This window comes from Shewanella sp. BC20 (assembly GCF_003129585.1).
GTDB lineage: Bacteria > Pseudomonadota > Gammaproteobacteria > Enterobacterales > Shewanellaceae > Shewanella > Shewanella seohaensis.
In genome coordinates this window covers 328,413-349,226 of record NZ_NHRI01000003.1, presented here as the reverse complement: position 1 = coordinate 349,226, position 20,814 = coordinate 328,413, and the positions used below count along the sequence as shown (strand labels likewise).

Annotated in this window: 23 protein-coding genes, 1 tRNA gene and 1 pseudogene; 10 read left to right on the top strand and 15 right to left on the bottom strand. The window is 46.7% G+C overall.

What is annotated here, in order from left to right:
• From CBX96_RS05735 to punC, 3 genes and pseudogenes are all read right to left on the bottom strand, one after another.
• Positions 1-720: pseudogene (locus CBX96_RS05735) on the bottom strand (IS3 family transposase); the annotation flags it as partial.
• A gap of 290 nt (positions 721-1,010) precedes the next feature.
• Positions 1,011-1,101, bottom strand: a tRNA-Ser gene (locus CBX96_RS05730).
• A gap of 80 nt (positions 1,102-1,181) precedes the next feature.
• Complete coding sequence (gene punC, locus CBX96_RS05725; RefSeq protein WP_109286025.1) at positions 1,182-2,453, bottom strand: purine nucleoside transporter PunC; 1,272 nt, start codon at positions 2,451-2,453, stop codon at positions 1,182-1,184.
• Between the two features lie 115 nt (positions 2,454-2,568).
• On the opposite strand from punC, the gene punR reads away from it, so the two are divergent.
• The 6 genes from punR to CBX96_RS05695 all read left to right on the top strand — a co-directional run bounded on the left by punR (position 2,569) and on the right by CBX96_RS05695 (position 5,823).
• Positions 2,569-3,471 (top strand): DNA-binding transcriptional activator PunR, encoded by a 903-nt coding sequence (gene punR / locus CBX96_RS05720; protein WP_109286024.1) that lies wholly within the window; start codon positions 2,569-2,571, stop codon positions 3,469-3,471.
• Between the two features lie 259 nt (positions 3,472-3,730).
• Positions 3,731-4,390, top strand: coding sequence for a Bax inhibitor-1/YccA family protein (locus CBX96_RS05715; protein WP_011626179.1), 660 nt, complete (start codon positions 3,731-3,733; stop codon positions 4,388-4,390).
• Between the two features lie 59 nt (positions 4,391-4,449).
• A complete protein-coding gene (gene tusD, locus CBX96_RS05710) occupies positions 4,450-4,839 on the top strand; it encodes a sulfurtransferase complex subunit TusD (RefSeq protein ID WP_181382150.1) in 390 nt (129 codons plus the stop codon).
• 14 nt (positions 4,840-4,853) lie between these two features.
• Positions 4,854-5,210: a sulfurtransferase complex subunit TusC gene (gene tusC / locus CBX96_RS05705; RefSeq protein ID WP_109286022.1), complete on the top strand. Its 357-nt coding sequence runs from the start codon at positions 4,854-4,856 to the stop codon at positions 5,208-5,210.
• The gene (tusB, locus tag CBX96_RS05700) at positions 5,210-5,491 is read left to right on the top strand and encodes a sulfurtransferase complex subunit TusB (protein ID WP_011622736.1); all 282 of its coding nucleotides are present in this window, start codon (positions 5,210-5,212) and stop codon (positions 5,489-5,491) included. Before tusC ends, tusB begins: the two co-directional genes overlap by 1 nt.
• A complete protein-coding gene (locus tag CBX96_RS05695) occupies positions 5,485-5,823 on the top strand; it encodes a TusE/DsrC/DsvC family sulfur relay protein (protein WP_011622735.1) in 339 nt (112 codons plus the stop codon). The genes tusB and CBX96_RS05695 overlap by 7 nt, the downstream gene beginning before the upstream one ends.
• A 67-nt stretch (positions 5,824-5,890) precedes the next feature.
• Here the strand turns inward: CBX96_RS05695 and CBX96_RS21645 are convergent, their stop codons facing one another.
• The 7 genes from CBX96_RS21645 to lrp all read right to left on the bottom strand — a co-directional run bounded on the left by CBX96_RS21645 (position 5,891) and on the right by lrp (position 13,310).
• Entirely contained in the window at positions 5,891-6,013 is a 123-nt protein-coding gene (locus CBX96_RS21645; protein ID WP_011622734.1) for a hypothetical protein, read from the bottom strand.
• Positions 6,014-6,031: 18 nt separating this feature from the next.
• Complete coding sequence (gene serS, locus CBX96_RS05685) at positions 6,032-7,318, bottom strand: serine--tRNA ligase (protein WP_109286021.1); 1,287 nt, start codon at positions 7,316-7,318, stop codon at positions 6,032-6,034.
• Positions 7,319-7,336: 18 nt separating this feature from the next.
• The gene (gene crcB / locus CBX96_RS05680; protein ID WP_109286020.1) at positions 7,337-7,711 is read right to left on the bottom strand and encodes a fluoride efflux transporter CrcB; all 375 of its coding nucleotides are present in this window, start codon (positions 7,709-7,711) and stop codon (positions 7,337-7,339) included.
• Positions 7,704-9,035, bottom strand: coding sequence for a replication-associated recombination protein A (locus CBX96_RS05675; protein WP_109286019.1), 1,332 nt, complete (start codon positions 9,033-9,035; stop codon positions 7,704-7,706). Before CBX96_RS05675 ends, crcB begins: the two co-directional genes overlap by 8 nt.
• Before the next feature lie 8 nt (positions 9,036-9,043).
• On the bottom strand, positions 9,044-9,664 hold the full coding sequence (gene lolA, locus CBX96_RS05670) for an outer membrane lipoprotein chaperone LolA (protein ID WP_086904825.1): 621 nt from the start codon (positions 9,662-9,664) through the stop codon (positions 9,044-9,046).
• 69 nt (positions 9,665-9,733) lie between these two features.
• Positions 9,734-12,481, bottom strand: a complete 2,748-nt coding sequence (locus CBX96_RS05665) for a DNA translocase FtsK (protein WP_109286018.1) — start codon at positions 12,479-12,481, stop codon at positions 9,734-9,736.
• Between the two features lie 322 nt (positions 12,482-12,803).
• Entirely contained in the window at positions 12,804-13,310 is a 507-nt protein-coding gene (lrp, locus tag CBX96_RS05660) for a leucine-responsive transcriptional regulator Lrp (RefSeq protein ID WP_007647640.1), read from the bottom strand.
• Between the two features lie 180 nt (positions 13,311-13,490).
• Between lrp and ald the strand changes: the two genes are divergently transcribed.
• Positions 13,491-14,606, top strand: coding sequence for an alanine dehydrogenase (gene ald, locus CBX96_RS05655; RefSeq protein ID WP_011622728.1), 1,116 nt, complete (start codon positions 13,491-13,493; stop codon positions 14,604-14,606).
• Between the two features lie 237 nt (positions 14,607-14,843).
• Positions 14,844-15,797, top strand: coding sequence for a thioredoxin-disulfide reductase (gene trxB / locus CBX96_RS05650; protein WP_011717030.1), 954 nt, complete (start codon positions 14,844-14,846; stop codon positions 15,795-15,797).
• A gap of 185 nt (positions 15,798-15,982) precedes the next feature.
• On the opposite strand, the gene rplT is transcribed toward trxB, so the two are convergent.
• The 4 genes from rplT to thrS all read right to left on the bottom strand — a co-directional run bounded on the left by rplT (position 15,983) and on the right by thrS (position 19,110).
• Positions 15,983-16,339 (bottom strand): 50S ribosomal protein L20, encoded by a 357-nt coding sequence (gene rplT / locus CBX96_RS05645; protein ID WP_006081652.1) that lies wholly within the window; start codon positions 16,337-16,339, stop codon positions 15,983-15,985.
• Positions 16,340-16,355: 16 nt separating this feature from the next.
• The gene (gene rpmI / locus CBX96_RS05640) at positions 16,356-16,550 is read right to left on the bottom strand and encodes a 50S ribosomal protein L35 (protein WP_011072303.1); all 195 of its coding nucleotides are present in this window, start codon (positions 16,548-16,550) and stop codon (positions 16,356-16,358) included.
• Positions 16,551-16,635: 85 nt separating this feature from the next.
• A complete protein-coding gene (gene infC, locus CBX96_RS05635; RefSeq protein WP_083757895.1) occupies positions 16,636-17,178 on the bottom strand; it encodes a translation initiation factor IF-3 in 543 nt (180 codons plus the stop codon).
• Positions 17,179-17,181: 3 nt separating this feature from the next.
• A complete protein-coding gene (thrS, locus tag CBX96_RS05630) occupies positions 17,182-19,110 on the bottom strand; it encodes a threonine--tRNA ligase (protein ID WP_109286017.1) in 1,929 nt (642 codons plus the stop codon).
• Positions 19,111-19,484: 374 nt separating this feature from the next.
• On the opposite strand from thrS, the gene CBX96_RS05625 reads away from it, so the two are divergent.
• Together CBX96_RS05625 and CBX96_RS05620 are read left to right on the top strand one after the other, a co-directional pair.
• A complete protein-coding gene (locus tag CBX96_RS05625; protein ID WP_258294145.1) occupies positions 19,485-19,745 on the top strand; it encodes a hypothetical protein in 261 nt (86 codons plus the stop codon).
• A 220-nt stretch (positions 19,746-19,965) separates the two neighbouring features.
• Positions 19,966-20,166: a CPXCG motif-containing cysteine-rich protein gene (locus tag CBX96_RS05620; RefSeq protein ID WP_011622722.1), complete on the top strand. Its 201-nt coding sequence runs from the start codon at positions 19,966-19,968 to the stop codon at positions 20,164-20,166.
• A 9-nt stretch (positions 20,167-20,175) separates the two neighbouring features.
• Here the strand turns inward: CBX96_RS05620 and CBX96_RS05615 are convergent, their stop codons facing one another.
• Positions 20,176-20,796, bottom strand: a complete 621-nt coding sequence (locus CBX96_RS05615) for a riboflavin synthase subunit alpha (protein ID WP_109286016.1) — start codon at positions 20,794-20,796, stop codon at positions 20,176-20,178.
• Positions 20,797-20,814 lie beyond the last annotated feature (18 nt).

The window sequence follows — 20,814 nt, the reverse complement described above, 5'->3', positions numbered from 1 at the left end:
CCTCTTTCAGCAGATTAGGATGCTTCTTCATCCAGTGTTTGCTGAACGTGGTTTTTGTGTAGCTTTTCTTCGGTTTAACCAGTAAACCTTCACTTCTCAAATAGGTAAAGAACCCATCTCGCCCGAGCTTAATATCGTGCTCAACCAGCTTGGATTTTATCAACGTGTAGAGCTTACGGGCCCCTAACCTTGGCATATATTTACGCCAGTACTGGACCCAGTCTTTGATAACCGATAGCTCAGCTCTACGACTTTCCATTCGAGCAACTGCCTGATAAATACCTTGCCTCGACATACCCGCAGCACGACATGCGGCAGCGAGGTTTATTTCTCCGTTGCCTTTTGCTTGCCAGACGTACCGGATAAGTACTTTTTTCTGAGGCCTGCTCCATATTCATTGTCCATGAGATCAACCATGTCATTGAGGATTTGGTTACGCAGTTTCTCTTCTGCTAACTCACGTTCAAGACGCTTGATCGTTTCGGCAGGAGTTTCTTTTGACTTAGTCATAAGGGGATGCTGAAAAGGTTTCGACCAATCGAGTCTACCATGTTTTCTAAGCCAAACGAGTACCGTTGAACGGCCTTGAATACCAAAATGGGCTTGGGCTTGTTTGTACGTCATTTCGCCTTTTTCAACACGCTCTACAACGCCTAATTTAAAGGCTAAGGTGTAATCTCGTTGTGTGCGCTTACGGCTTGAGTTAATTAATGTTGTCATAAAGAAATCCTCTTTATGTCAACGTATTTCAGGACGGGACATTACGAAAGAAAAAGGCCGCTAATCATTAGCGGCCTTTTTATCTGAATTGGGTGGAGGTGCTGTGGTTAGCATGAGGAACCCTAGGGTTTAACTTCCGAAATTCCAAAAACAGAAAGGTCACCATAACAGATGACAAATCTGTGGAATATTGGGCAGGAGCTGCACTTAGCATCAGGAATCCTGGGGTTCAACTTCCGGAACTGCAAAAACAAAAAAGCCATCATCGCTGATGGCTTTTCCGTAGAATATGGCGGAGGAGCAGGGATTTGAACCCTGGGTGGGCTATAAACCCACGCCGGTTTTCAAGACCGGTGCATTAAACCACTCTGCCACCCCTCCGAACGATGCGCATAATATAAGTTAGTTTACTGACTGTAAAGCACTAACTGATAATTCTGCGCTAACTGCTCGTATTACATTCAATCTGCTTGATTTTGCTTCGTATCTGCATTGATCCCAAGACGAGCAGGATCCGGCGCAGTAAAGTGTTTAGCAAAATCAGCCCAAGTTTGTTCGGTTTTTAACAGGTAACCCAAGATCACCACTAATGAACAGCTCAGAATGCCCCAACCTATGGCAACTTCTCCAGAACTTGCCCAGAGTGCGACTAAACTTGAGGCGCCAAAGGCGATGGTGATTTGTAAAAAGTTTTGTAATCCTGCCGCCTTAGCCGCATTTTGAGTGAATTGTTGTAAAGCACTGTTCACCACAATAGGATAAATCGCCCCGTTCGCCGCTGCGAGTATCGAGAAGGAAATCAGCAGTGGGAAAATGGTTTCCGCCTTCATTAATAAGGTGAAAAACACAATCGAGATAACGCAGAGTCCAAAAATGGACAGCAATACGTTGAGTGTACGGTCGGCACCAATGCGTTTTATCAATAACTTACTCGCGTATCCGCCCACAATAAACATGATGGTTTGCGGAATAAAGCTCAGCCCAATCTCAGTTGCCTGATAGCCGTGTTGCTCCATCACAATCGGCCACACTGTGAGATATGCGAAAAACGCACCCGAACAGGCACCAAAAATCACCACATTGCCTAGGTAACGGGTATTTTTCAAAATCTTGCCGTAGGAAACCGCGCTTGGCTTAGCATCCTGATGCTCTGCGTGGCTCGGCACGAAGTATAAGGTCATCAACACCAATAAAAAGGCAATCACACACAACGAGATAAAGATTGCACGCCATCCAAAATCGTTCAGAATATAAGCGCCAAGGATGGGGGCTAATGCGGGTGATAATGCCACTAACGGCATAATGTTACTGAAAATCCCCTGGGCTTTTTCGGCGTCATATTGCTCGACCACAATCGCTTGCCAGATGACCCCTGCACTACAGGCGCCTACGGCTTGGAAGAAGCGAGCGATGTTTAACATCAGTATCGAGTCGCTATTGGCTATAGCCACACTGGCGAGCGCAAAAATGCCAAGGCCGAGGATAAGAGCATAACGTTTACCGAGTTTACTGACCAAAGGGCCATAAATCAGTTGCCCTAAGGCTAACCCAGCCAAGAAGCAGGTGAGCGACATCGCCACTTGAGACGGTGAAGAATTAAACGAACTTTCAATTGCTTTGAAAGCAGGCAAATACATGTCAGTGGCAATAAAGCCTAACATGCTTAATAAGGCCAAATAGAATAAGAATATAAAAAACTTCATATTTACAAAGATATTACTAGACGTTTTCATAAAATAATCATGTCAAAAGACTTAAGGCGTGCAGTCTAAATACTTGTTAATTTGATTGGAAACGTTTATTTTTGACAGATGCTATCAATTATTTTCATCACAATGGATGTCAGCTATGCTCTCGGAACAAGCGTTAGAACTCATTGATATCGTGGCCCGTGTTGGGAGTTTTACGGCGGCAGCCAATCGACTACACAAGGTCCCTTCTGCGGTCAGTTATGCCGTTAAACAAATCGAAGAAGAACTTGGCGTAGTGTTATTTGAGCGCCACCACCGCAGCGTGACCTTGACCCCCGCAGGAGAGCATTTTGTTAAGCAAGCCAGAAACTTGCTGACTCAAATGGATGAAATGAAACGCGGCACTCAGCGTGTGGCCAACGGCTGGCAACCCACATTGTCTATCGCCTTAGATAACATAGTGCGCGCCGACAGAATTAGCGTGTTAATTGCCGACTTTTACCGTCATTTCCATGATATTGAGCTTATCATCCGCATCGAGGTCTTCAACGGTGTGTGGGAGGCGCTTGCGACCGGTCGAAGTGATATCGCCATTGGTGCAACAACGGCGATCCCTGTGGGAGGCGTATACCAATATAAGGACATGGGCGATATTCAATGGGCGTTTTTGGTGAGCAAAACCCATCCCTTAGCCAGTATTGACCGGCCATTGACCGATGATGAATTGCGCCCCTTCCCCTCTATTTGTTTGGAAGATACCTCGCGGGAAATTCCTAAGCGCATGACCTGGTTATTGGAGAATCAACGCAGACTCGTGGTGCCGGATTGGATCCGCGCAATTAACTGCTTTAGAGAGGGATTAGGTATCGGCTATATGCCAGTACATTTGGCCAGCGTATTTATTAAAGCGGGTGCCTTGGTTGAAAAGCAGCTTGAAAATCCGAAATTAACCAGCCCTTGTTGCTTAGCTTGGAACGCCGATAAGATGTCGCCTGCTCTGGCTTGGGTGCTCGACTACTTAGGGGATACCGATAAATTACATCGTGAATGGCTGGCGTAATATTTCCGTATTACCACAGGATTAAGCTTGTTTTAAAGTCTTTGTGTTGCACTGGTGTAACGAAATACGCCTTAAGCGTTAGGCCGCACAGAAAAATCAGTCATTACAACTTGTTATTTGTGGCGTGAATCCTTTAAGCACAGCGCTGTTTTCGGTAGTATTCACCCAGTTTTACTGGATTTGCGAAATTGATGGGAACTCTCATCCCCGTTAAAAATCAAAATGATCAGTTTGGATTTAAAAGCTAATGGAGAAAGATATGACTCAGCAAACCTTGTACTCAGCGAGTGCATCCACCTTCGAAGTGAATAAACTTCTTAAAAATACCTATTTATTATTGGCCATGACCCTCGCCTTCTCGGCATTGTGTGCAGGCTTAGCGATGGCACTTAATATCAGCCCCCTGATGTCACTCGGTTTATCTATCGGTGGTTTAGTGCTGTTGTTCGTTACCCTACGCAAAGCCGACTCGGCTGCGGGCATCTTCTGGGTATTTGCCTTCACCGGTATGGAAGGCGCCTCATTAGGTTACATGCTTAACCACTACGCTGGCATGACCAATGGCTCTGAGCTTATCATGCAAGCTTTAGGATTAACCTCGGTTATCTTTATTGCGCTCTCAGCCTATGCAGTCACAACGAAGAAAGATTTCTCTTTCCTACGTGGTTTCCTGTTCGCCGGATTGATTGTGGTGATCGCCGCTGCGCTGATTAACATTTTCGTGGGTAACAGTGTGGCCTTTATGGCGATTAACGCGGGTCTTGCGCTGTTAATGACCGGCTTTATCCTGTTCGATACTAGCCGTATCGTGAATGGTGGCGAGACTAACTATATCCGCGCCACTATCTCCTTGTATCTGGACTTTTTAAACCTATTCATTGCCATTTTGCATTTGCTTGGCATTGGTAACGATGATTAATCCCCTTTTCGGGAAACTTACGCTAAAATGGCCCTACTTTTAGGGCCATTTTTTTTATGATGAGCAAATTTATTATCCAAGTAAACGGGCCTGCCTATGGCACGTCGGCAAGTGTGAATGCCCTACGTTTCACCCAAGCCTCCTTGCAAAGCGGACATGAGATTGTCTGCGTGTTTTTCTATCAGGATGGCGTGTATAACGCGACGGACTTTAACTTACCCGCATCCGATGAATATGATGTGGTTAAAGGTTGGAAACAACTGGCAGCCGAGCATCAAGTCTCGTTAGTGAACTGTGTCTCAGCGGCATTACGACGTGGCATAGTCTCGCAGCAAGAGGCGCAAGAGAACGGACTAAGCCACTGGAATGTTGAACATTCTTTTATTATGGGTGGACTGGGTGAACTGGTCACGGGAATTGAATCAGCCGATCGTTTGATCTGCTTTTAAGCTTCGGAAATGTTATGAAAAAAATCTGTATATTGTTCCGAAGCGCGCCCCATGGCACCACTAAGGGCCGCGAAGCCTTAGACTTTGCCCTGTTAAGCGCCAGCTTTGAGCAAGAAGTGAGTTTAGTGTTTGTCGATGAAGGCGTGTTGCATCTGCTAAAAGACCAACAACCCGAGCTTATCGACGGTAAAGATTACCTCGCGGCGCTAAAAGCGCTCCCGCTGTACGATATCGAATCAGTGTTCGCCTGTAAACAGTCTTTAGGGGACTACGGCTTAAGCCATGGCCTGCTGTCGATTCCTGTGACTATCTTAAACGATGAAGCCATCTCGGCTCACTTAAAAGCCGTCGATGAGGTCTTAGTATTCTAATGATTTTACATCATATCCAAACCTCGCCCAGCCGAGACAATGCCCTCAAACTTTGCCTGCGTTATGCTTGCAAAGAGGATGCGATTTTACTCTCTAGCGATGGCGTTAACGCATTATTACTGCGCCAATGGGCCATGGCGCTATCGCCCTTTAAAGTGATGGTGCTGAAAGACGATGTCATCGCCCGCGGCTTAACGGAACGTCTTAAAAACATTAGTCAGATTGATTACAACGAGTTTGTCGCTCAATCTTTGCAGCACGATAAGGTGATCACGTGGTAAATCCGCTTATATTCAATGGCGTCGAAATTGAACGCGACCATCAAGGCTATTTGAAGAATATCGCCGACTGGCAGCCGGATATGGCGCCGCTGTTAGCCCAAGAAGAACAGATTGAACTGACCAGTGCCCACTGGGAAGTGATCCATTTTGTTCGAGATTTTTATCTGGAATATAAAACCAGCCCTGCGATCAGGGTGTTAGTCAAAGCCATTGGTCAAGCCTTAGGGCCGGATAAAGGTAACTCTAAGTACCTCTATACCCTCTTTCCGGTTGGTCCTGCCAAACAGGCGACAAAGATTGCGGGTCTGCCTAAACCTGCCAAGTGTATTTAAGGTTTAATCACTTCTGCTAACAAAAAAGGTATATTCCAGTGGAATATACCTTTTTATTTGAGTCGTGCTATTTCACGTTTTCTAACACAACCCAGACGGCTTTACCTAGGGTGGCCAACATCACAGCGCAAAACACGGCGATGACAGCGGTGTAGGAAAGCCAACGAAGATAACGTTGACCTTTATCCATGGTGTTGTGTTACGCCAATTAACCGATCTGAGTCAGTCCGCCCATGTATGGACGCAGAGCTTCAGGAATGGTCACACTACCATCGGCATTTTGATAGTTCTCTAAAATCGCAACTAAAGTACGACCTACCGCTAGGCCTGAGCCGTTTAAGGTGTGCAGCAAGGCTGGCTTGTTATCGGCCTTAACGCGGTAACGGGCTTGCATACGACGCGCTTGGAAATCCTTCATATTTGAACATGAAGAAATCTCGCGGTAAGTGTTTTGGCCTGGTAACCACACTTCGATATCGTAGGTTTTGCTTGAACCAAAGCCCATGTCACCAGTACACAGGATCACTGTGCGGTATGGCAGGCCAAGGCGTTGCAGCACGGTTTCAGCGTGGCCTGTTAATGCTTCGAGCGCCGCCATTGAGTATTCAGGCTTAACCAGTTGCACTAATTCCACTTTATCGAATTGGTGCTGACGGATAAGACCACGTGTATCTTTACCGTATGAGCCAGCTTCACTGCGGAAACAGGCGGTATGCGCGGTTAACTTAATCGGTAATTCGTCTTCATCGACAATGCTGTCACGCAATAAGTTCGTTAATGGCACTTCTGCGGTTGGGATCAGGCTTAAACCTTGGCCTTCTTCGGTCGCAGGTTTAGTGTGGAACAAGTCTTCACCAAACTTAGGCAATTGGCCTGTACCCAGTAAGCTTGCTTCGTTAACCAGTAATGGCACGTAAGCTTCGGTATAACCGTGCTCAGTAGTGTGCAGATCTAACATGAACTGACCTAAAGCGCGGTTTAAACGGGCGATTTGGCCTTTCATAACGATAAAGCGTGAGCCTGTGATTTTCACGGCGCTCTTAAAATCTAAACCGTTTAGGCCTTCACCTAAGTCGATATGATCTTTAACAGGGAAATCGAAGCTGCGTGGTGTGCCCCAACGACGGATTTCGACGTTTTCAGTCTCGTCAGCACCGATAGGCGCAGACTCATCCGGCAGGTTTGGCATCGACATGGCAATCGCGTTCACTTCTTCAAGTACCGCGGCTAGCTCGACTTTCTTCGCATCTAATTGCGCACCTAAATCGCCAACCTGCGCCATGATGGCATCCACATCTTCGCCGCGGGCTTTTGCTTGTCCGATGGACTTGGAAATAGCATTACGCGAAGCTTGTAACTCTTCAGTCGCCACTTGCAGTGACTTACGTTTTTCTTCTAATTGAGTGAGATGAGCGACATCTAAAATAAAACCACGGGTAGCTAATCGCTCAGCGGTAACTGCTAATTCGTTGCGCAAAAATTTAGGATCTAACATGTGATATATTCTTAATAGTTAAATGCGAGAAAAAACCAGTTGTTGGCCTAAGTAAACCATAAACAAACATAGACTTAGGTTCAACACCACATTCAAAGCCGCCTTCAACCAATCTCCTTCTTGCATCAGCAATAAAGTTTCGTTTGAGAAAGTTGAAAACGTTGTCAAAGCGCCTAACAGGCCAACGCCGATCAGGGCTTTGAGTTCTGGGCTGATATGACTCATTTGTCCCAGTGCGTAAATGACGCCCATTAAAAATGAACCGAGGACATTGACCAACAGTGTACCAAAAGGAAAACTGCAGCCAAATACTTGGATCATGAATATTGAAATAAGATAGCGAAAAACCGCACCAATGGAACCACCCAAGGCCACAAGTAGGAGATTATTCATACCTTTTTCTCCCACTGGCTTGATCTAATTGCGCTAATTGCGCCAATTTGTCCTTAATTCGCTTCTCAAATCCGCGTTCGGTCGGGAAATAAAATTGTGAAGCTTGTAAGGATTCGGGGAAATAATTCTCGCCGCTGGCATAGGCATTGGGTTCATCGTGGGGATAGCGATACTCGGCGCCAAAGCCCATTTCCGCCATGAGTTTGGTCGGCGCATTACGCAGATGATAAGGCACGGCCTCTTGGCCCGTTTCGCGTGCCAGCGCCCTCGCCGCTTTAAAGGCGGTGTAAACGGCATTACTCTTAGGTGCACTGGCTAAATACACAATCGCTTGGGCAATCGCCCGCTCACCTTCGGCAGGTCCGACACGGTGGAAACAATCCCAGGCATTGAGCGCGACTGTCATGGCATTAGGATCGGCATTGCCCACATCTTCCGAGGCTATGGCTAATAAGCGTCTGGCGACATATAACGGATCGCCGCCGCCTTCTAGAATGCGGCAGAACCAATACAATGCGGCATCGGGCGCCGAGCCGCGAATCGATTTGTGTACCGCCGAAATCAAATCGTAAAACTGATCGCCATTTTTATCGAACCCCGCCACTTGATGGCCTGCGACTTGTACCAGCATTTCAGTGGTAAAACTGCCGCCATCGGCCACCATATCGCTCATCAACTCAAGCAGATTTAGCGCCTTGCGCGCATCACCGTCACAGAGCTGCGCCAGCTTATTGAGCACATCCGTTGGCATAATTAACTGACGCTGCCCTAAACCACGCTCGGTATCCGTTAAGGCTTGGGTGATGATATGCACTATCTCGTCTTGGCTTAAGCGCTTGATAAGATAGACACGTGCCCGCGACAGTAAAGCGTTATTGATTTCAAATGAAGGGTTTTCAGTGGTCGCCCCTATAAAAATCACAGTGCCATCTTCAATGAAGGGCAAAAAGGCGTCCTGTTGACTCTTATTAAAGCGATGCACTTCGTCGACAAACAGCAAGGTGCGTTGTCCACGGGATTGGGCCACTGCTTGGGCCTGCTCGATGGCGGCGCGAATGTCTTTTACCCCCGAGGTGACCGCAGAGATGCGTTCAACATGGGCATTTGAATAATGGGCAATAAGTTCGGCAAGTGTCGTTTTACCTGTGCCCGGCGGTCCCCATAACATCATCGAATGGGCACGGCCCGCTTCTAATGCTTGGCGCAGTGGTTGGCCTTCCTCCAACAAATGGGTTTGACCTATATACTCGGCAATCGTCCTTGGCCGCATACGCGCGGCTAAGGGACGAAAATCAGGCGCAAAATTAAACGATAAACTGCTCACGCGCTAACCTACTGAGTTTTAAGACGTTGATCATCCACATCAACGTTTTCTGGCAACACAAACTTAAACAGTGCTTTATCCGCGGCGCTAATGCTGTGTTGGTTACTCAAGTCAAATTGGCTCAGGTTGCCTTTATCATCGAGCACATTAAATTTATTCAGTGTGCCTTTGTTAAAACAGACATTGACCGAGGTAATTCCGGCATCCGTGGACTTAGGTTTGATTTCATAACAATCTTGCTTTTTGGTCACGCTATATTGCGACCAAGTGGCGTCATCGCGGTGAACTAATAAGGCGATGGGCGATGCATTAATGGCTTCAGCAAAATCCATGATCACCACTTCTTCGGCGAAGGGATTGTAGATCCATAAATCTTTACCGTCGGCGACAATTTGGGATTCATCGGGCGCGGTTAAATGCCAATAGAACTGGTTTGGGTGGGCCAGTGCGAATACACCCGCGCCCGTTTGGATAACCTTTTTATTGATATCTGTAACGGTTTGCTTGAAATCCGCCTTGAGTGACTCAGTGCCGTTTAAGGTTTCACGTAATTGCTTTGCGTCATCGGCCAATACTGCATTGCTGTATAACAATGGTGATAACAACACAGCACACAACAGTTTTTTCATAGGTATCCTTTGGACTAAAAGTTGAACTCGCCGCATTATGGCGAGTTCAAACTGACATCTAGCTTAACATTAATAGTGTTTCGGGGCCGGCGGTGCCAGCACTTCGCGGTTACCATTATGGCCCTGAGCCGAGACCACGCCCTGCATTTCCATTTGTTCGATAATACGCGCTGCGCGGTTATAACCAATCTTAAATTTACGCTGAACGCTTGAAATTGAACCGCGGCGAGTTTCGGTCACGAAGGCGACGGCCTCATCATAAAGCGGATCGTATTCTTCATCGGATTCGGCGGTTTCACCCGGCAAGAGCACTTGTTCACCTTCACTCACGCCATTGAGGATCTCATCAATGTATTGTGGCTTACCCCGGGCGCACCAATCGGCCACCACACGGTGAACCTCATGGTCATCGATAAAGGCACCATGGACGCGGTTTGGCACCGCAGTGCCGGGCGGTAAATACAACATGTCACCCATGCCCAATAAGGTTTCAGCGCCCTGCTGATCCAAAATGGTACGGGAGTCGATACGAGAAGACACTTGGAAGGCCATCCGTGTCGGGATGTTGGCCTTGATTAAGCCCGTGATCACATCCACCGATGGACGTTGGGTCGCGAGGATTAAATGGATACCCGCAGCACGGGCCTTTTGGGCGATACGGGCGATCAGTTCTTCCACTTTTTTACCGACAATCATCATCATGTCGGCAAATTCGTCGACAACAACCACAATCGATGGCAGTTTATCTAAGGCTGGCGCCTCTGGCTCCATGCTGTCAGATGATTTCCACATGGGGTCTAAAATCACTTCGCCATTTGCTTTCGCTTCGGCAATCTTAGCGTTATAGCCCTTGATGTTACGAACGCCCATCATAGACATTAGCTTATAGCGACGTTCCATCTCACCTACACACCAGCGCAGCGCATTGGCCGCTTCTTTCATGTCGGTAACCACTTCACAAAGTAAATGTGGGATGCCTTCATAAACCGATAATTCCAGCATTTTAGGGTCGATCATGATAAAGCGAACATCTTCAGGGCCAGACTTATACAATAAGCTGGTGATCATCACGTTCACCCCGACCGATTTACCTGAACCTGTGGTACCAGCCACCAGTAAGTGCGGCATTTTGCCTAAATCAACCACCACAGGCTCGCCGGAAATGTCTTGGCCAAGCACCATGGTCAGGTTCGATTTGCTTTCGGTAAAGGCTTCACAATCGAGTACATCGCGCATGTACACGGTTTCGCGGAACTTATTCGGCAGCTCTAGACCCACATAAGATTTACCCGGAATGACTTCAACCACACGCACACGCTCAGCCAGTAGCGAACGCGCTAAGTCGTTTGCGAGGTTTGAAATCTTAGAAGCTTTAATACCTGGCGCTAAATCTAGCTCAAAACGGGTGATCACAGGACCGGGATAAACCCCCACCACAGTGGCCACAATGTTAAAGTCGGCAAGTTTGGCCTCGACTAAGCGGGCAACTTGCTCTAATTCCTCTGGGCTTATCGGATTCTTTTTACGATTAGGCACATCGAGCAAGCTGATGCTTGGCAGCGGATCCATAGGTTTTGCTGGAACAGGTTTATTTTCTTGTCCCGGTAAAACCACAATACCATCGACAATCTTCGCCTTTGGCGCTTCTTTTTGACGTTGCGCCTGAGTCACTGCGCCCGTTGAGGCTTTAGTATCAAAATCGATGACATCTTCATCGTTGAAACCTAACTCGTCTTCATCCTCGTCATCGAGCATGGTTTCACGATGGAATACGGGTTCATCGTCGTCATCTTCATCTTCGAAAACGTGCGCCTTGAACTCAGTTTCATCATCTAAAGCTAACTCGGCCTCTTTAGGCTTGGCGACCCAAGGCGGCGCTTCAAAATGACCATGCTCAGCCACGGCACTGGCTTGATCTAATTGGGGCTCAACTCTTTGCAGGCCTTTAGGTTCAGCCTTGGCTTTATTGCTGTTTAAACTTAAGATTTTCGCGAGCGCCGACAGCTTGCCTTTACCGGAGCTTGCTTCGGTGATGATTTCGTCGCTGGCCTCTTCTTCTTTCGCGGGGCGAGTCGTAAAGATACGACTCGGTGCCACCTCTGGCTCACGCCCCTTGGCTTTTTCAAGCTGATGCTGTGAGTCACGGCGCTGTTTAAACTTATCAACGACCGTCATAAAACCGCGAGTATCTTCGGTTTCACGCTCGCGTTTTAGCGCTTGCGGCAGACGCTTGAGCTTTCTAAAACACCAAATGGAGACAAAGCCGACCTTCTCGACCACAGTCAACCAGCTGATCCCAGTTAACAGCGTAAAGCCCGAGCCTAAGAAGCACAGCAGCAACAAGGTCGTACCGAGCTTATTAAAATACGGCAACATGGCTTGACCGATAACATCCCCTGCCACGCCGCCTGCGGAAAACTCATAGATATTATTGGCATTCATGCTGGCTAATGCTGAAAAACCAAGAATAAGCAGCAGAAAACCTATGATGCGCAGTGCAACTGAAAAGTAGTCAATTTCCAATAAATCATGGGCGCGTTTGAAAAGCAGCCAACCTGTAGAGGCCACAATAATGGGCATGATGTAGGCAGTGACGCCAAAAAAGTACAGCAGAATGTCGGCAATCCACGCCCCGACTGCACCCGTCCAGTTTTTGATATCGCCTTGAAAATGAGACTGGCTCCAGCCCGGATCGGACGGACTAAAACTGGTTAAGGCAAGCAAAATATAGGTGGCTAAAACACAGCAAATGATGAGTCCGCCTTCGAGCAGACGCTGCAGCCCTGAGAGCGTGCGTACACTATTTCCTTGAGACAAACGACTTAATCCATAAAAATGAAAACAGGTGGGCTAACGATACCAGAATCCCACTAAATGTGGAGCATCTTAGGGCGTTTTTATCCTAAGAATTACTGGTACAAGACAAAAAATCGGCGCTAATGAGCTAAAGCACAGGTTTTCAGCACTAACTGGCTATTACGCAACCAATTTACGCGCTATTGAGAAGATAAAAAACAGATAAAAATTCGGCCCTTAAGCTGGCAAACCTAAGGGCTAAGCAAGGTCATTTTTGAGTTAGAAACGGCAAACGTAGGAATAAATAAGGGGCCTAGGCCCCTTATTGTAAACGTTCAGGGTATTAAATATCGGAGAGCAGATGGTTTATCGCGACACGGCTAGTGTGTTTCACTTCTTCCATCACCACGTAAGTACGGGTATCGGACACTGAAGGTAATTTCAACAGCGTCTCACCGAGTAAACGACGATAAGCTGACATATCAGAAACACGTGTCTTTAATAAGTAGTCAAAGTCACCAGAAACCAGATGACACTCTTGAATATCATCTAACAGTTGCACAGCGCGATTAAACTTATCAAATACTTCGGGAGTATCACGGCTTAAGGTGATTTCCACGAATACCAGTAGGGATGCACCCAAGAAATGAGGATTGACCAAGGCGGTATAGCCATTGATATATCCTTGCTTTTCGAGTCGTTTCACTCTTTCTAAACACGGAGTCGGACTTAATCCTACTCTTTTAGATAGTTCCACATTTGAAATGCGTCCATCAATTTGTAATTCATTAAGAATGTTGCGATCGATGCGATCCAAGTCTTTTACAGGACTCTTTTTATTATATGCCATTTATTTAACCTTGCTTTATCACTAAAACAACATTTTATTCTACGTATGTCAAAAGTTCAGCAGCATAAACTGCGTCGCCGATACTATACTAGATATCCCTGAATTAATCACGTTCAGGTCACGATAAAATAACAATTATGCCCATTAAAAGTGGGTTTTTCAGGCAATTGAGGCTCAAAAATGATTATTGGTGTACCAAAGGAAATTAAAAACCACGAGTATCGTGTCGGTATGGTTCCTTCAAGCGTTCGCGAATTGACCATCAAAGGTCATGAAGTGTTTGTTGAAACTAATGCCGGCACGGGAATTGGTTTTTCTGATCAGGATTATGTTGATGCAGGTGCCAAAATATTAGCAACTGCTGCTGAAGTCTTTGCTAAAGCAGAGATGATCGTAAAGGTAAAAGAGCCTCAAGCAGTCGAACGCGCTATGCTGCGTCATGACCAGATTTTATTCACTTATCTGCATTTAGCGCCAGATTTACCACAAACTGAAGATTTAATTAAAAGTGGTGCCGTGTGTATCGCTTACGAAACCGTGACTGATGACCGTGGTGGCTTACCTCTGCTGGCCCCAATGTCTGAAGTGGCTGGTCGTATGTCGATTCAAGCAGGCGCGATGGCATTAGAGAAATCCTCTGGTGGTCGCGGCATGTTATTAGGCGGTGTTCCTGGTGTTGAGCCTGCAAAAGTCGTGATCATCGGTGGTGGCATGGTCGGTACCAATGCTGCACAAATGGCTGTAGGCATGGGCGCTGATGTCGTTGTACTTGACCGCAGCATCGATGCACTGCGTCGCTTAAACGTACAATTTGGTTCTGCAGTTAAGGCTGTTTACTCAACTGCCGATGCGATTGAGCGCCATGTATTAGAAGCTGATCTTGTGATTGGTGGCGTTTTAATTCCAGGTGCTGCAGCGCCTAAGCTTGTAACACGTAGCATGATCGCACGCATGAAGCCAGGCAGTGCTATCGTTGACGTAGCAATCGACCAAGGTGGTTGTGTGGAAACTTCACATGCAACGACTCACCAAGATCCAACCTACATCGTTGATGACGTGGTGCACTACTGTGTGGCAAACATGCCAGGTGCCGTAGCCCGCACTTCAACCTTCGCTCTGAATAACGCGACTCTGCCTTATATTCTTAAGTTAGCTAACTTAGGTTATAAAGCCGCCTTGTTACAAGACAAACACTTACTGAACGGTTTGAACGTGATGCACGGCAAACTGGTTTGTAAAGAAGTGGCGCAAGCATTAAATCTTGAGTACACAGCGCCAGCAAGTTTACTAGCCTAATCATATGAGAGCCTAGGTCTTTCTGGCCTACTCTGCTTTGTTCGGCCTCACTCTGTTGAGGCCGATTTTTTATGCTGATCACAAATATCTTCATCCGTGCGGGTCTTAGTAAACTCAGGCTGACAATTTGCCTTAGGATTCGATTAGCATAATCTAAAAGAATCACCAAACAGCGCTTTACCCCTACAGCTAAATTCCCTACAATCCATGCAATTTGCTAAAGGCACGGAGAGAAAAATGAGCCAAGTCAGACACAGTAACCTATTGATTTTAGGTTCAGGTCCCGCAGGATACACGGCCGCAGTTTATGCTGCGCGCGCAAACTTAAAGCCTGTGATGATCACAGGTATGCAGCAAGGTGGTCAGTTAACCACCACGACTGAAGTTGAAAACTGGCCAGGTGATGCAGAAGACTTAACGGGTCCCGCATTAATGGAGCGTATGCAAAAGCATGCGGAAAAGTTTGATACTGAAATCCTTTTCGACCATATCAATGAAGTGACGCTGACTGAGCGCCCTTTCCGTTTAAAAGGCGACAATGGCGAATACACTTGTGATGCGCTGATCATTGCGACAGGCGCCTCTGCCCGTTACTTAGGCCTTGAGTCTGAAGAAGCGTTTAAAGGACGCGGCGTATCGGCCTGTGCGACCTGTGATGGTTTCTTCTATCGCAATCAGAAAGTTGCAGTCATAGGTGGCGGTAACACTGCCGTTGAAGAAGCACTTTATTTGAGTAACATCGCCGCCGAAGTGCACTTAATTCACCGCCGTGACACCTTCCGCTCAGAGAAAATCCTTATCGATCGTTTAATGGATAAAGTGGCAAACGGCAACATTATCCTGCACCTTGACCAAACCATGGAAGAAGTGGTTGGTGATGCTATGGGTGTAACGGGCCTGAAAATGAAGAGCACCAAAGATGGCGCTATCACAGATCTGGCCGTTGCCGGCGTGTTTGTGGCCATTGGTCACAGCCCAAATACTGGGATTTTCGAAGGCCAATTAGAGATGAACAACGGTTATCTGAAGGTACAAAGCGGCCTTCAAGGTAACGCGACCCAAACCAGCATCGAAGGTGTGTTTGCCGCAGGTGACGTTATGGACCAACATTACCGTCAAGCGATTACCTCTGCGGGGACCGGTTGTATGGCTGCATTAGATGCTGAGCGTTACTTAGACGCTAAAAAGTAATCACGCGAAAAACTAATCGAATCTTAGTCTTAGATTCAAATAAAAATAGCAGGCATTAGCCTGCTATTTTTTTATCTGTATCTTGTGACTCGCTTGAAGCAAGCCTCAACGCTATTTAAGACGGTCACAGCAGCAACAAAAAAAGGGACCAAATGGTCCCCTCTTAAGTGCGACAAACTAATTGCTTAGTTTAACGCTTCTTTTGCTTTTTCAACTAAAGTTGCGAATACAACTTTGTCAAATACAGCGATGTCAGCCAAAATCTTACGATCGATTTCGATAGACGCCTTTTTCAGACCGTTGATGAAACGGCTGTAAGACAGACCATTTTGACGAGCTGCAGCATTAATACGTGCAATCCACAGTTGACGGAATTGACGTTTTTTCTGACGGCGGTCACGGTAAGCATATTGACCAGCTTTAGTTACTGCTTGAACAGCAACGCGGTAAGTACGGCTACGAGCGCCATAATAACCTTTAGCTAATTTTAAAACTTTCTTGTGACGAGCACGTGCGGTTACACCACGCTTAACTCTTGGCATTTTCTAATCTCCTAAATTAAGCGTATGGTAATTGACGCGCGATTGCTGGAACGTCAACTTTGGCAACTAAACACTTGTTACGTAAGTGACGCTTACGCTTAGTGCTCTTTTTGGTCAGAATGTGACGTAAATGGGCTTGCTTGCGCTTGAAACCATTGGCGGTTTTCTTAAAACGCTTCGCTACACCTCTGTCGGTTTTCATTTTAGGCATTACTAAAACTCCGCATTGGGATGTTAAATAAAAAGCAAGGCGAGCGAAGGCATATAGCCTTCGCTACTTTTATAGGTTGCCCTACTTATTTCTTTTTAGGCGCTAGCACCATAATGGCTTGTCGGCCTTCCATTTTCGGGAAGGATTCAACAATTGCATACTCATCCAAATCTGTTTTGATACGGTTCAATAGATCCATACCCAGGTTTTGGTGAGCCATTTCGCGGCCTCGGAAACGCAGCGTAATTTTCGCTTTGTCCCCGTCTTCCAGAAAACGTATCAGGTTGCGTAGTTTTACCTGATAGTCGTTTTCGTCAGTTCCAGGACGGAATTTTATTTCCTTAACCTGAACCTGTTTTTGCTTCTTCTTTTGTTCCTTTTGAGCTTTCGCTTTATCAAATAGGAACTTACCGTAGTCCATAATGCGACATACTGGAGGTTCAGCGTTTGGACTAATTTCGACTAGGTCTACACCCGCTTCATCTGCCAAATTCTGAGCATCTCTGATGCTTACCACACCAATAGCTTCACCATCAATGCCAGTTAAGCGTACTTCAGGTACACCTGTGATTTCTTCATTGATTCTATTAGGGGCCGGCTGACGCCCTGCTGTTTTCTTGATCTTTATGACCTATTCCTCCAACAATTTGAGACTACGGAGCGAAATTTGTTGATGGATCTTGGCGGCGAAATCTTCGATTCGCATCTTACCTAAATCGACTCCATCACGTGTACGCACCGCAACTTCCTTATTTTCCATTTCCTGATCGCCAACGACCAATAAATAAGGAACACGCCTTAAGGTGTGCTCGCGTATTTTAAAGCCTATTTTCTCATTCCTCAAGTCAAATGAGGCACGAATACCTTGTTCTTTGAAGAATTTGACCACTTCTTCAACATAATCAGCCTGTTTGTCGGTGATATTCATCACGACAACTTGCATTGGGGCCAACCAAGTTGGGAAGCGACCTGCGTATTCTTCAATCAAAATACCTAAGAAACGTTCCAACGAGCCTAAAATCGCACGATGAATCATCACTGGTGTTTGACGGCTGTTATCTTCGGCGACATAAGTTGCCCCTAAACGGCTTGGTAATGCGTAGTCTAATTGCACAGTACCGCACTGCCATGCACGGTCTAAACAGTCGTGCAGCGTGAACTCAATCTTAGGACCGTAGAAGGCGCCTTCACCCGGTAAAATGGTGAACTCGATGTTGTTCGCACGTAAGGCTTGTTTAAGTGCTTCTTCGGCTCTGTCCCACATGGCATCGTCACCGATACGTTTTTCTGGGCGAGTCGAGAGTTTTACAACGATGTTTTCAAAGCCAAATGTCGAGTAAGTGTCGTATACCATTTGGATACAAGAGCTCACTTCTGCTTGAACTTGATCTTCAGTACAGAAGATATGGGCATCGTCTTGAGTAAAACCACGTACGCGCATCAAACCGTGCAGCGAACCTGATGGCTCATTACGGTGACAGCAACCAAATTCCGCCATACGCAGTGGCAGATCACGGTAAGATTTCAACCCTTGGTTGAAGATCTGTACGTGGCCTGGGCAGTTCATTGGCTTAACCGCGTATTCACGGTTTTCACTGCTGGTTGTGAACATGGCTTCTGAGTATTTATCCCAGTGACCCGAACGTTCCCACAGTACGCGGTCCATCATCAACGGACCTTTCACTTCTTGGTAAGTGTATTGATTTAACTTACGGCGAATGAAACGTTCTAATTCGAGGAAGATGCTCCAACCGTCGTTATGCCAGAACACCATGCCAGGTGCTTCTTCTTGCATATGGTAGAGGTCAAGCTGTTTACCAATCTTACGGTGGTCACGTTTAGCCGCTTCTTCAAGACGGGCTAAATGGGTGCTCAGTGCTTTTTTATCCGCCCATGCTGTACCGTAAATACGTTGCAGCATCTTGTTTTCAGAGTTACCGCGCCAATAAGCGCCGGCAATGCTCATCAATTTGAAATGGTGGCAGAAACGCATGTTTGGCACGTGTGGACCACGGCACATGTCGGTGTATTCTTCGTGATGATAGAGCGCTGGAGTCGCATCTTTGCTGATGTTCTCATCCAGAATCGCGATCTTGTATTCTTCACCGCGGGCGGCGAAGGTATCACGGGCTTCTTGCCAGCTTACAACGCGTTTGACTACGTCGTAATTGGTTTTCGCCAGTTCAAGCATACGTTTTTCGAGGGCTTCGATATCTTCTTGAGTCAGCTTGTGCTCAAGATCGATGTCGTAATAGAAGCCGTTATCGATCACGGGACCGATCGCCATCTTGGTTTGTGGCCATAATTGCTTGATTGCATGACCTAATAAATGCGCGCAAGAATGGCGAAGGATTTCAATACCTTCTTCGTCTTTAGCGGTAATAATAGAAAGTTCAGCATCGGTTTCGATTAGATCGCAAGCGTCTTTGAGTTCGCCATTCACGCGTCCAGCGATACAGGCTTTAGCAAGACCAGGGCCGATATCAGTGGCAACATCGAGAGTCGATACGGGATGTGCAAACTCGCGTTTGCTACCATCAGGAAGTGTAATTACAGGCATGAAATATCCTTGTCCAGTGGTGACCCACACGTAGGGCCACATGGTGATTAAGTAAAAAGAGAATGCTCGCGAGGTTAAGACAGTACAGGAGTCTTAGCCGCCTTGCGTAGCAGGACAGTTATTCTACGGGATAGTCTTTAAGGCACGCAAGTTAAATGGCACAATTGCGAGGCTTAGCCCCCAAATTAGCTCCGTTATTAACATCATCCACAAAGTTTGCCGTGAATTCATCATATTGCAGTCAATCGTTCATGTGGCAGTCATTTAACGCCCCTACGCTATGCGCGTTAAATGATTGCGGGTGGGGTGGAGGTTTACCTCCACGCATACCGCGCAGTCGCATCGCTTTAAATAATGAAGCCAAAGGAGTTGGTATGTTCACGAGTATCCTATTGACGGTTGCACTTAGCCAAGTCGGCCAGAACCCAATCCCAGTTAGTCCTACGCCACCCACTCAACCTGAACACCGAGCGGTTCAACGCCAAGCGGTGCAATTTGACGCCATTGGTTTGCAGGCCGATATCCACGCCGAGCTTTTGCTGCAGATAGAACAGCTATCGCAGGCCATAAGTGACAATATAGAGGAAGGCATATTGCCGACAGCGCCTGTCGAACTGATGACAGTAAAGGATTGAGTTAACTAAATAGGTGCGTAGTGCTTGATGGTTCTTACGCTAGATAAATTCCATTAAAAAAGTACCAAGCGCTGAGCGGAACGGAAAAATCTAGTTGCTGAGATTTTGATACCGACTTTATCTAAGTTGCCACGGCACATTCTTGTATACTCAACTAAAGCCAGTGTGAAGGCTTAGCGACAAGTGTCATCCCTAGCTTTCGTTAGAGAGGAGTTGCGCCATGAGGATCATGAATAAAGTGATTGCCTGCCCCCACTGCGGACACCATCAACATATAAGTATTGATGCCAGCAGCGGCGATCAGGATTATTACGATGACTGCCGAATTTGTTGTAATCCCATCCACCTGCGTTTACATGTGGATGATGCCCGCCGAACTATAGAGTTATATATTGACTCGGACGACGAGCAAATCTACTAGGCATCTGGATTAAGATTGGTCGCTAAAACGTTTGGCCAGCACGCGCTCGACGGTGTCGACTATGGCTTGGGTTTGGCTGTCAATTTCGATATTTAACTCATCTCCAACCTGACATTGGCCTAAATTGGTCAATTTGAGGGTTTCTGGGATCAAGTGCAGCATAAAACTGCTTTCGGTCACCTCGCCTACCGTTAAGCTGCAACCGTTTACCCCGACAAAACCTTTATAAAGGATATAGTTCATCCATTTGGGCTCGACGCTTAAAGTCAGATCATAATGCAGCTCGGTATGACTAATGTGGCTCACTTTCGCCTTAGTATGAATGTGTCCCGAGAGGATATGGCCGCCGATTTCGCTGCCAAACGTCAAAGAACGCTCAATGTTCACCCGCTGACCAACGGTCAAATTGGCAAGGTTTGTCAACCTTAAGGTCTCTTCCACTACATCGAAAAATACCCTATCATCAACGACCTGAGTCACCGTCAGACATACCCCGTTATTTGCCACACTTGCGCCAATCGCAAGTCCCTCATGCAAATCAGGTTTAAACGCTACCTCAAGGGTATTTAGGCCATCTTTCTTAAGTATTGCAACCACCTCACAGGTGGCTTGAACTATACCAGTAAACATTTTTTGCTCGCTTATTCG